Origin of the sequence: Flavobacterium sp. IB48 (assembly GCF_016405855.1) — a bacterium.
Taxonomy (GTDB): Bacteria; Bacteroidota; Bacteroidia; order Flavobacteriales; family Flavobacteriaceae; genus Flavobacterium; species Flavobacterium ginsengisoli.
On the sequence record NZ_JAEFCA010000007.1, the window covers coordinates 33412 to 45083 of the forward strand.

Sequence of the window (11672 nt, forward strand, 5' to 3'; positions counted from 1 at the left end):
TTTGAATAAAATTATTGTTTTAATTTCTTTGCCCAAAACAAACTTACCTTCCATTGTTTGCGAAAGTTTAAAAAGTACTTTATTGGATTTTTAATATTTTGCTCTTTATAAAATTTAAAAAACAAAACCGTTTGATAACCGTTAAGTTGTTGTTGTTTTAAATTTAGAATTTTGTAAAGCATTACTGTTGGTGAAGGTTTTGGCTGAATTTTATCTTGTTGCCAAGCTAAAATCGGTTTTGTCCTAAATCCTCCAATTGGTGCTTTAAGATGAATAATTTCTGGTTTAGGCGCATAAATAATATCAAACCCAGAATTTCTTAACTGAGCTCCAAAATCACTGTCTTCACCGTAACCAAATTCAAAACTGGTATTGTAAAAAATAGCTTTAATATTGTTTGCTTTTACCACACTGCAACCTGAACCGAAATTGTCCCATTGAATTTTTTGTTTTTCCTTTTTATACTCAGGATAATTAAGTTCATAACACCCAAAAGTTATCTGTTCTGCACCTTCGTTTTCAATTAAACCTAATGCTTTTTCTAAAAAATCATTTGCAATTCGAATATCATCGTCTGCCATAAAAATCCATTCACTTTCAACTTCTTTTAAAGCTAAATTTCGCGCATTACAGGCTCCAGTCTGCTTCGTAAACGTATGTTTTATATTGAAAAGCCAATTTTCATTTACTAAATAGTCTAACTCTGAACTACTATTTAAATCTGAATTTTGTTCCACTATAATAACATTTTCGGGCAAAAGAGTCTGATTCGATAAATCTTTCAAGATATCGTAAAGATATTTTTTTCTTCCAATTGTTGGAATAATGATATCGATTGTCTTCTTATCAATAGTTTTCTTGGTAGATTGTACTTTTATTTTGTCTAATAAATCTCCATCTAACTTTCGTTTTTTAAACCAAATACTGTACAAAAATGGTAGAAAAAATATTTTTTTTTCATAGAGTAATACGTTTAAAAATAATAAAAAAGTCCAACGTGTTTTGTAATGTTGTTTAACAAAACGAAATGTCAAAAAGTTATTCCTTTTATGTTTTCCTTTATTTTTGAGAACATCCTTAATTAACAATGGTTCCGAATAACAAAAAAGCCCTGCTAATGATGCTAATTTTGCCATTGAATGCAAAAAAAAGTCAAAATTTACATCAACTTTAATTTTATTATTTAATGTATTTAGAACTTCTGCATGAATTCCACCAACATCTCCGCTCATCATCCAAGTCGGATAATTAATGTCTTTTTTAATATTTAAAAATAGTGATTCGTCTACATATCCTATTATTTCTGACATTAACGAATCTACTGATACATTATAAGAGGCTGTAATTTTCTTATGATGAAAAATTTCATCAAATTTATTTGTATTTAAATTTGACTTTAAATCTAAGCGGCACCAAATAATAAGCTCTTGAGGATATTTCTCAGCTATCTGAAATAAATTACAAGCTATACTCTTTTCAGAAAACAAAATATTTTCTTCACAAAAGTCAACCTCAACAATTTTATTATTTTGATGATAAACTATTATCACACTCTTACTTCTTTTGATTTAAAATATTTCTGTAAAATTCGATGTTTTTAAGTACAAGCTTATCAATGTCAAATTTTTCTTCTACTTGCGCTCTCGCAATTTTACCTGTTTTTTGTGCTAAAAGAGTGTTCCCTAAAATCTGTTTAATTCTTTCTGCGTATAAATCATGATTTGAAGGATGAACCAAAAAACCACTTTCTCCATCTATAATTAATTCCTGAGACCAGCCAATATTACTATTTACAACTGCTTTTTGCATTGCCATAGATTCTATAGTTACCATTCCTAAAGTTTCTGCAAAAGTTGGAAAAACACACACATTTGCATTTTTTATATAGTTTTGAATTTCGTCATACGGGATTCTTCCTAAATAATTTACGCTTTTCAAGTCATCTTCGGTAAATAAATTCTTCATTAATTCCCAAGTTGATTTTGAATTTGTTTTCAAATCAGGAGCATCACCACCTATTAAAACTAATTTAGCATTCGGAAAAACCTTTCGTACTTTATTAAAAATTTCTGGAAGTTCTAAAACTCCTTTTTTTCTAATTAAAGTACCAGCATATAGAATCAGGTCTTTTTCAAATATTTCAGATGTTTCGTTTTCAAAATTCTTAAGATCCAAACCATAATGAATGGTCTTGATTTCTTTTCCTTTTATATTAAAAAGATTCTTGGAAACTTCTCCCGCAAATTTGGTCGGAGCTATGAATGCTTTTGCTCCATTAATGGCAAGCTTTTCGAACCAAAAATTTTTAAGCTTTTGTTTTCTATTATCTAAATGACAGAAATAAGCATCACTTCCATGAAAACGAATTATTAAAGGAATATTAAAAGACATCAAAGCTGTAATCCCGGTCCAATCTGGAGCCTCAATGATGTCAATTTTTTTTTCTAAAATAGTCTTATGCATAAATTTTTCTATTTTTTTTCTATTCCAGTAAAAATTAAAATATTTCCCCTTACTATTACTTAAACTATAAATTGTAACATTTTCTTCTTCAATAACAAATTCTTCTTGTTGGCCATACACAAATACAGAAACTTGCACATTGGATTTTCTTAGTCTTTCGACCAAAGTAAAAACACTAGTTCCAATTCCTCCATCATGTCCGAAAGCCTTATGAGGATAATGTGATACTATATAAGCAACGTGTAGGTTTGGTTTCATTTTTTTATTTTATACAATTTTTTCTTTATGCTACGCTTCAAATCATTTTCCTTTCTTTTCAAAAATCTCTTAAAACTGAATTTATAACCCGCGACATTAAGAAATCTACCTGCAGAAAAATCTATTAAAATTTCATTTTGATTTATGCTTTCTTGCTTTAAATCCTTTTTTAAATAAACCTCCCTATTATCATTTTTCTTTCCTTTATTTTTATTGGGGAATGAAAATATCTTAGAGAAAAAACCAAAGTCATTTTGCGGTGTAAATTCATTATAATTCAAATATTTAGAAACTTCAAATATTTGAATCACATTATTAATTATCAAATTAAAATTTGATTTTTCAAGTTTTAGCCAAGAAAAATATATTAAAACTGGAGGTATGAAGTAATCCTTATTAATGAAATAAACATTTTTTTGAGTTTCTGAATTATTTTCACTCAAAACAAAATCGGCTTTAAAATAATCAGATATATATGTTTTTATTTCTTCCTTGTTTTTTTGAGTATTTATAGCAAACGACACATCGGTCAGCTCAATTTTTTGATCTATATGGTTATATTCTGTCCATCTTTCAGGATAATAATCTTTGTCATCAAATTCTTTGCTTTTTTGTCCGTCAAAATTTTTTAATGGTCTTATAATCTTCGAATCCTTCTTTTCTCCCAACCAAGCGGTCCACCAAGAAAAAGTAGAATTACTTATTATAAAATCATTACACATTGCTCCTAAACAAAGTTGTTCTGGCTCATTTAAACCATCTCCAAAAAAGGCATTCTCTAAAAATGAAAAATGATACTTGCAATAGTTAATATCATCGCTCAAAATAACAAGATTGCAGGACTCCCAATTCGGAAAAAAAGTTGCTAAACTATTTAAATAATAATGTATTGGAAGCTGAAAATAGTCTTTATGGTTTACAAAATCTCCTCTTCTTATAGATATCAGTATGGTTCTTTTTTCAAATGTTTTCCTGTATAATTTACTTATTTTTTCTTTCAAAGAATCTGAAAAATCAAAATAGTGCTTGGTTAACTCTGTATCAAAATATTTTTCTGTTTGAAGCCAACCATTGACATCATAATTTTGAGTTTCAAAATTCCATTTATGAAAATGATACTCTTTTTCTTCGATGTTTACAAAATCTTCTAGATTTGCTGATAGAAAAGGCAATTTATTTTTAAACGCGTCTTGATATTTCCATAGTAAAAAAACGAATTCACGATCATTTTTGGTCGCCAATCCTATTGTAGAGGCTATTTGAAAAAGCTGATTTCCCAAATTTCCTTTTTTACCTATTTTACTGTATGTAATCATATGAAAAATACTCTCGAGAAAGTTTATTTAGGAAAAAAGTCTTCTAAAATTATTTCTGTAAATTTTTTAGCTCCTGCATCGTTCATGTGCGCACAAGAAGAAAAATTTTTATCATCATCAACTCTGTCTTCATAATTATAAATTTCTGGATATAATAAATTTACTTTTTGAAAATAATCTTTTCCTATTAATTTGCTACATATTGGTGTCATGACAGGAATTAATCTGATATTATTTAATTTACAAATCCTTTTAATTTCCTCATAATATTTATTCTTTTGGGGAGGAAAAGTAAAATCTTCAAAATGTAGTTCTTCATTTTCAAATTTTGGTTCGTATCCTCCATATTGAACATCTTTTGCTTTTTTATCCAATATGTAAAAAAACATCTGTCTAAACCCGATCTTTGCATCATATTTTAAATATCTATAAAATGGAATATAATATAGGCTATTAAAATTCTCTAAGCTTTCATAGTGTTTTTTTATTGCAGGCGAACGATGTAAAAATGGTAAAAATTTCAGAATTGTACCTTCTGATTTTTTTTCTTCTGATCTTAATGTAATATCAACATCAATTATAACATTTTTGATTTTGTTTTTTTTCTCTAATAATAATTTCAAAACCAAATCTGATTCGAATAATTTAGATCCCGGCATTCCAAAGTTATATGTTTTCAACCCCCTCTCTTCAAACATCTGAGTTACGAAATGATTATTTGCTCTAGAAGAACCTAATATTACGACGTCATATTCTTTTGGCTTGGAATTATATATCAACCCTATTTTATCCCTTTTGTTAGATTGAAGAAAAATAAACGAGTATGCTTGATCCAATATAAAGGCCAAAACGAAAACCAGAACTAAGATCTTTAATAAATAAAGCAGAAATTGTCGTTTTTTCATAAAATAATTTAGCCTTTAATTTTATTTATTAAAAAAATCATAAATAATTCTTGCTGTAAATAATTTTGCACCTTGATCTGTCATATGCCCGCAAGAAGAAAAATATTTATTTTCTATAACAACATTTTCATAATTATGAATTTCAGGATACGCCTTTTTTAACTTATCAAAGTAATTCATTCCAACAACATTCTCGCACATTGGCGTCATAACAGCAATAAAATTGATGTCGTTCTTTTTGCAAATATTTTTAATCTCTTCATAATATTTATTGTGTGGCAATGGCTTCAAATTGGCAATGTTATTTTTCATATTGCCGTTCTTATGCTTTTCCAAAGGGTAATATCCTAAATTATCTAGAGCATTAGTTTTTTCATTTTTAGCTATTTTATAAATCTCACGAAAACCAATTTTAGAATCAAATTTTATATATCTATAAAAAGGGATGTAATACAATTCATTAAAGTATTTTTCTGTCGAAAATTGATCTTTTATGACTTTTGAACAATGAATATATGGCAGAAATTTTGCAGCAACTCCTTCAGATTCCTGATCATTAGAAAGATTTAAATCGGCTTCGAGAATTAAATTTTTTATTTCATATTTTCTTTCTATCATTAATTTTAACATTAATGAAGCTTCAAATAAATGTCCGCCACTCATTCCGTAGTTAAACGTTTTTAATCCTTTATCTTCGAACATTTGAGAAACAAAATGGTTATTAGCTCTTGAAGAGCCTAAAATAACCACATCATACTTTTTTGCTGTAGAATTGAAAACGGTTTCTATTTTTCCACGATTTTTGGACTGTATAAAAGCATAAGTATACAATCCGTCCAAAAGAACTGCTATCACAGCTGTTAAAAGAAAAATTCCTAATATGTACAATAAAAACTTCTTCATTAAAACTGGAAATAAATAAATTCTTTATAATCCGAATAAGTTCCAAGAGCTAGTATTGCCAAAATAGCCAATGCCATTTTCAAAAAACTTCTTTTTCCAGAAATTGGTTCTACTTTAGTTTTATTATTCCATTCTACTAAAACAAACAGACCAATCATCAATAGTAATTCATAATTATATCGTTCGTTATCTAAATATTGAGGGCTAAACTCGCCGTTAGTAAATATTCTTTTTAGATACAAAACAGCATCTGTAATGGTTTTTGCTCTAAAAAACACCCAAGCAATACAAGTCAATAAAAATGTTGTTAGAATACTAAACAATACTTTGACAGAACCTAGATTCCATTTTAGAATTATAGAATCCATATTATTTCTATTACTATTTGAAATCAATAGTGGAAGGAAATAAACAGCATTTATAAATCCCCAAACAATATATGTCCAGTTGGCTCCATGCCAGAATCCACTAACAACAAAAATGATAAATGTATTTCGGATTTTCATCCAAAGTCCACCTTTGCTTCCACCTAGAGGAATATATAAATAATCTCTAAACCAAGAAGAAAGTGAGATATGCCAACGACGCCAAAACTCTGCTATATCTCTTGAAAAATATGGATAATTAAAGTTTCGTAATAAGTCTAAACCAAATAATTTAGAAACCCCTAGTGCGATATCTGAATATCCTGAGAAATCTCCGTAAATCTGAAACGCAAAATAAATTGCCCCCATAATTAATGAAAAAGAATTCATTGACTGATAATGATCAAAAATAGCATTAGCATAAACTGCACAAGTATCTGCAATAACCACTTTTTTAACAAGTCCCCAAACAATTTGGTAAATTCCTTCTTTTGCTTTTTCTAAATTAAACTCGCGCTTTTCTTTTAACTCTGGAAGTAAATGCGTTGCTCTTTCAATTGGTCCAGCAACTAAAAGAGGAAAGTAACTTACAAATAAAGAATAATCTATAAAATTATATTCTGCTTTAATTCTTTTATAATAAATATCAATTACATAAGATAATCCATGGAAAGTGTAAAATGAAATTCCAACAGGTAAAATTACATTCAATAACATTGGACTTACTTTAAAGCCTAAAGACGTAAACATTTCTGCAAATGAGCTTGCAAAGAAATTATAATATTTAAAAATTCCTAAAAATCCTAAATTGATTATAATACTCAACCAAAACCAAAATTTTCGACTTTTTCCCGAATTACTTTTCTCGATTTGAATTCCTGTGAAATAATCTAAAAATGTTGAAAAAACTAGCAGAAATAGAAATCTCCAATCCCAACAAGAATAGAAATAATAGCTTGCAACAATTAATAAAGCATTTTGGGTACTTTTGGTTTTATTGAAAATAAACCAATATAGAAAAAAAACAATTGGCAAAAAGATGGCAAATGCCAGCGAGTTAAAGAACATAAATATCTACTTTTTTAAAATGCAGTTTAAACTTTTCCAAATTTTTTCAGATGCTTGAGTAGGATTTGGTCCAACAATAATCTCAAACCACTTTTTACTGTCTTTAACACTTGAAATTTTTCCGTCAATAATATCTTTAACCATATTGGTTAGATCTTTTTTATCTCTTATCCATAAAGCAGCCTCCTCTGAGGGTTTTGATCTAAAATGAATGTATTTATAATTTTGCCCAATATCACGAATTCCCTTTCTAAGTTGTGGCTGTTCATAGTCAAAAAACAAGCAAGATTTATCGTGCGCAGAAAAATCAAATACCATTGATGAAGCTATATTACCAACAAATTCTGTGTATTCACAAATATTTGCCTGCAATGCAAAATCTTCTTTTGTCGGCATAATTTCATTCCAACTTTCCCCAACTGGACTCCATAACGGATCAATGCTTACAATAACATCTTGATATTTCTTCAAAACCTCATCATAACGATCTGTAAAGTCTACTGGGCATTTTCGGTAAATGACACCTAAAGAATATCCGTTTTGGTTTAATTCTCTAACTGATAATGCTAAATCTTCTAAATAGTATTGATCTAAAGGAGATGTAACTATATCATCACCAGAATAACAAATATATTTTTTGTTTAAGTCGAGATCATGTGAATTATAAAATTCTTCTTTTGATTGTAAAATTGTTTTATCAAAATGACTTTCGAATTGAGGCGTTCCTGTTACAAAAATCTGGTTTTCTTTCACATAAGGACAATACATTAAAACCTCTTTTTTCATGTGTTCGCTCCACACAAAATAATAATCAGTTTCGACTAGCGTCGTTGCTTTAGGAAGATTATCCCAAGAAAAGATAAAAGTTCCTGTTGGAATTCCTAAGTCTTGTGCTGCTAAAATAGAAGCAATTGCCTGCGTTGGACGCTGATTGGTGCAAAAAACAAAATCTGGTTTGTATTTTTCTAATTGTCTTTTACTTTCTTTGTATTTACTTGTAGTTCGCTCGCCTTTTTTTATTTGCTTTCTAACAAATTTGATTCCTTTTTCGTTAGATCCAAAAGTTGTCAAGGCATCAACCATTAAACTTTTAGCAAGGTTAGCAACTCCTTTATAAGATTGCGGAAAATTATAGGTATTGTAAACCACCTCTTTAAATTTCTTATCAAAGAAATTTAATTCCATTCTTTTACGCGCACGGCTATAAACTGTTGTTAACGGATGTAGTGATTTTTCTTGAATTTTTAATTCTTCAAAACCTAGTTTCTCCTTAATCGAAAATGGAGTGTTGTTCCAATATGTAATATCGAAATCATTTTGTTCTCCAATTTCTTTAAAAGAGGTTAAGGCAAAATTTCGAAGTCCAACACCATCAGGCAAAAAAATAAATATGTTTTTTTTCATTTTAATTTAAATAGAATCTAATAGGAAAATTTTACATCTTCATTTTTAGCCTCTGTTACAAGTTAAGATATTTAAATGGCTTTAATTGAATTCCTTTAAGCTTGTACTTTTTTGTTTTTTAGTTTGTCTCTTTGAATTTGTTCGATTGGCAAAATATCGGTAGACTTAAAATTCAACGCTTGATAAACCGCCTCAAGATCACGAGTAAGTTTGCGTAAACCCATTGGTTCTAATGAAGCAGCATGATCTGTACCTTTCCAAGTTCTGTCTAGGGTATAATGCCTTTCGATAATATTAGCTCCTAAAGTATAAGCCGCTATATCTACAGCAATTCCTAAATGATGACCAGAAAAACCTATATGCTTTACCAAATGCCCATACTTTTGCTGTAGGATAGTAATATCTAAAAGGCAAACATCCTCAAAAGGAACTGGATAACCTGATGTACAATTATATAAAACTAAATCTTGGTTTCTTTCTTTTTTAGTAAAAAATTCAACCAAAGTATCTGTCTCATCTTTAGTTGTCATTCCTGTAGAAATATGAATTTCTCCTGAATAATTTTCGCTAAGCCATTCCAACATTTCAAAATTGTTGTTGCAAGCAGATGGTATTTTAATAAAATCTGGATTTAATGATGCGATTTCTTTTGCTGAAGTTGTATCCCAAACCGATGTAGAATATATAATTCCGATTTCTTCGCAATATGATTTTAACTCTCTATGCTGTTCAACATCAAATTCTAAGAACTCCCTATGTGCACCATAAGTTTCTCCATAAGAATTAGAAGCATTTGGATGCGGAGCATAATATTGTTCCTCTGTTAGAAGTTCTTTATTATTACGCTTTTGGAATTTTACTGCATCTGCGTTTCCGAAGATTTTTGCAATTTTAATTAATTCCTTTGCTATTTCCATTTCGCCTTTATGATTACATCCAATTTCTGCAATCACATAAGGTTTTTTAAATTCCTTCATAACGTTTATTGTACTTTAATAAAATTTCACAAGTTTCTCGTATTGCTCCACCTCCAGATTGGTGTGTTAAAACATAATCTGCATTTGCTTTTACAATATCTGTTGCATCAGCTGGTGCGAAAGACCATCCAACACTGCAAATATTAGTCAAATCATTTACGTCATCACCCACGTAGGAAACGGCGCCAAAACTACTATTTCTCTCTGAAAGAAAATGTGTTAAAAAGGAAAATTTATCTTTTACTCCTAAAAATATATGTTTAATCTGCAATTTCTTCATTCTCTGCGCAACTAATTCAGAATTTTCTGAAGTCATAACTACAACTTCAACATTATTCTGTCTTAAAATTTCCAAGCCCATTCCGTCGCGCATGTCAAACTTTTTAGCCATTTCGCCATTGGCATCATAATAGACGCATCCATCTGTAAAAACGCCATCGACATCTAAAACTAAATAATCTATTCTTTGGTGCAATTTTTGTTTTTTCTGACGATCTCCTAAAAGTTTTTCAATAATATCCCAATCAGATAAACTATCAATTTCTACAAGAGATTCTTCTGCCATTTTTACCAAGCCAATAGAACCGCTTACTCTATTTTTCGAATTTAAGAAAGCGTCTTTTGTGGTAACATAAACAGCTCCATTTTCAATCAATAATCCATCAAAATCTTGGCGTCTTGGTCTTTTAAAAACATCATAATTACTTGGAGTTCCATTTGAATTCCAAATAAAACGGTGTGTATTGACAACAGTCAAAGCCGATTCTTTTTTATTGATAAGGATTTCGTTTAATGCAGTATTAATATCTTGGGCTTTTGTCATTGGAGAAGTTGCCTGCAATAAGCACAGCACATCAAAATCGTTTTTTACCAATGTTGCAAATTCCAGCATGGCGCTTTCTGTAGATGCGGTGTCAGAAGCATTTTCGTCATTCCTTAAGAGCGTCTTTACTTTTGGAGTCCAAAAATATTCTCTCTTGATATAATCAATAATATCTTGATCGTCTGTAAAAACATAAACCTCATCTAATTCTGAGAAAATAGCTTCTGTTAAAACCCATGAAAAAAGTGGTCTTCCAAGCATTTTCTTTTTATTTTTCCCAGGAATTCCTTTTGAATTTTTACGAAGTGGAATTATAGCGGTTTTTTTCATAAAATTTACCTTTTTAATTTGTCTCTTTAAATAAGATTATGAATTCATTTATTAACTATTCAGTTTTAGAATTTATTAGGCCTTTTCAATATAAATTTAATTTTAAACCAAAATCGTAAAAATGTATAATAGATATCAACTGCAAAATTTTTCAATAATATCAAAAGCGACTTAATGAGCCCTTTAAAGGCTGAAAAGAATGAGATGTCCTCATGCCAAAGTTGGTAGTTACCAATTATATCATTTTTGAATCTAAAAAAAACTTGCTTCTTTGTTCTTTTAATTTCATAATGAAAAATTGATTCTACAAACTCGATATCGTATCCCTCTTTCAATACTCTTTTTGTCCATTCTTTATCTTCAAAAGTCGCGACATCACTTCTAAAATTATGTTTCTTCCATACTTCTCTATTAAAAGCAGATCCCGAAAAAATTAATCCCGATTTATTCGGATCCTCTTTTGCCAAAACATTATTTATAAAATTCTTATAATCATTTGAACTATGAAGACACCTCAAACCTGCTAGATTTTCATTGTTTCGAAATTTCTCTTTTATTAGTTTAAAGAAATCATGACTTACCGGATATGAATGTGCACTAAAAATAACCACTATTTTTTGACTAGCCTGAGCTGCTGCAAGATTTGCACTTTCTCCGTAACTAAAATCTACAATAGACACAAATCTGGCTCCATATTTCTCAACAATTACTTCACTTTCATCTATAGACAAGTTATCAATTACAATAATTTCATGAATGTCATCATTATATCTTTGCCTAAGATTTCTTAGTAAAAACTCTAATGCTTTTGCTTGATTTTTATTTCTGATTACAACTGAAATCATTCTTAATTATTTATT

At 29.3% G+C, this 11672-nt stretch carries 10 protein-coding genes; all 10 read right to left on the minus strand.

All coding sequences use genetic code 11. The features are described from left to right. Positions 1-11: 11 nt before the first annotated feature. On the minus strand, positions 12-1550 hold the full coding sequence (locus JC605_RS19060) for a glycosyltransferase family A protein (RefSeq protein ID WP_198857718.1): 1539 nt from the start codon (positions 1548-1550) through the stop codon (positions 12-14). Positions 1551-1554: 4 nt separating this feature from the next. After that, positions 1555-2721: a glycosyltransferase family 4 protein gene (locus JC605_RS19065; protein ID WP_198857719.1), complete on the minus strand. Its 1167-nt coding sequence runs from the start codon at positions 2719-2721 to the stop codon at positions 1555-1557. Beyond that, the gene (locus tag JC605_RS19070; RefSeq protein ID WP_255562400.1) at positions 2718-4037 is read right to left on the minus strand and encodes an alpha-1,2-fucosyltransferase; all 1320 of its coding nucleotides are present in this window, start codon (positions 4035-4037) and stop codon (positions 2718-2720) included. The genes JC605_RS19065 and JC605_RS19070 overlap by 4 nt, the downstream gene beginning before the upstream one ends. A 23-nt stretch (positions 4038-4060) precedes the next feature. Continuing rightward, positions 4061-4660, minus strand: a complete 600-nt coding sequence (locus tag JC605_RS19075) for a hypothetical protein (RefSeq protein ID WP_370569066.1) — start codon at positions 4658-4660, stop codon at positions 4061-4063. A gap of 303 nt (positions 4661-4963) precedes the next feature. Next, entirely contained in the window at positions 4964-5845 is an 882-nt protein-coding gene (locus JC605_RS19080; RefSeq protein WP_198857722.1) for a hypothetical protein, read from the minus strand. Next, on the minus strand, positions 5845-7278 hold the full coding sequence (locus JC605_RS19085) for an MBOAT family protein (RefSeq protein WP_198857723.1): 1434 nt from the start codon (positions 7276-7278) through the stop codon (positions 5845-5847). The genes JC605_RS19080 and JC605_RS19085 overlap by 1 nt, the downstream gene beginning before the upstream one ends. Positions 7279-7284: 6 nt before the next feature. Next, positions 7285-8682 carry a UDP-glycosyltransferase gene (locus JC605_RS19090; RefSeq protein WP_198857724.1) on the minus strand — a complete coding sequence of 466 codons (1398 nt, stop codon included), beginning with the start codon at positions 8680-8682 and terminating at the stop codon, positions 7285-7287. A 95-nt stretch (positions 8683-8777) separates the two neighbouring features. Further along, a complete protein-coding gene (locus JC605_RS19095) occupies positions 8778-9659 on the minus strand; it encodes an N-acetylneuraminate synthase family protein (protein ID WP_198857725.1) in 882 nt (293 codons plus the stop codon). Further along, positions 9646-10812, minus strand: coding sequence for an acylneuraminate cytidylyltransferase (locus tag JC605_RS19100; protein ID WP_198857726.1), 1167 nt, complete (start codon positions 10810-10812; stop codon positions 9646-9648). Before JC605_RS19100 ends, JC605_RS19095 begins: the two co-directional genes overlap by 14 nt. Before the next feature lie 65 nt (positions 10813-10877). Further along, the gene (locus JC605_RS19105) at positions 10878-11657 is read right to left on the minus strand and encodes a glycosyltransferase family 2 protein (protein ID WP_198857727.1); all 780 of its coding nucleotides are present in this window, start codon (positions 11655-11657) and stop codon (positions 10878-10880) included. Positions 11658-11672 lie beyond the last annotated feature (15 nt).

What these genes read in the sequence shown, in the direction of transcription:
- JC605_RS19065 (WP_198857719.1), bottom strand. Translation starts at nt 2,721, where the DNA reads ATGAAACCAAACCTACACGTTGCTTATATAGTATCACATTATCCTCAT.
- JC605_RS19070 (WP_255562400.1), bottom strand. Translation starts at nt 4,037, where the DNA reads ATGATTACATACAGTAAAATAGGTAAAAAAGGAAATTTGGGAAATCAG.
- JC605_RS19080 (WP_198857722.1), bottom strand. Translation starts at nt 5,845, where the DNA reads ATGAAGAAGTTTTTATTGTACATATTAGGAATTTTTCTTTTAACAGCT.
- JC605_RS19085 (WP_198857723.1), bottom strand. Translation starts at nt 7,278, where the DNA reads ATGTTCTTTAACTCGCTGGCATTTGCCATCTTTTTGCCAATTGTTTTT.
- JC605_RS19090 (WP_198857724.1), bottom strand. Translation starts at nt 8,682, where the DNA reads ATGAAAAAAAACATATTTATTTTTTTGCCTGATGGTGTTGGACTTCGA.
- JC605_RS19095 (WP_198857725.1), bottom strand. Translation starts at nt 9,659, where the DNA reads ATGAAGGAATTTAAAAAACCTTATGTGATTGCAGAAATTGGATGTAAT.
- JC605_RS19100 (WP_198857726.1), bottom strand. Translation starts at nt 10,812, where the DNA reads ATGAAAAAAACCGCTATAATTCCACTTCGTAAAAATTCAAAAGGAATT.
- JC605_RS19105 (WP_198857727.1), bottom strand. Translation starts at nt 11,657, where the DNA reads ATGATTTCAGTTGTAATCAGAAATAAAAATCAAGCAAAAGCATTAGAG.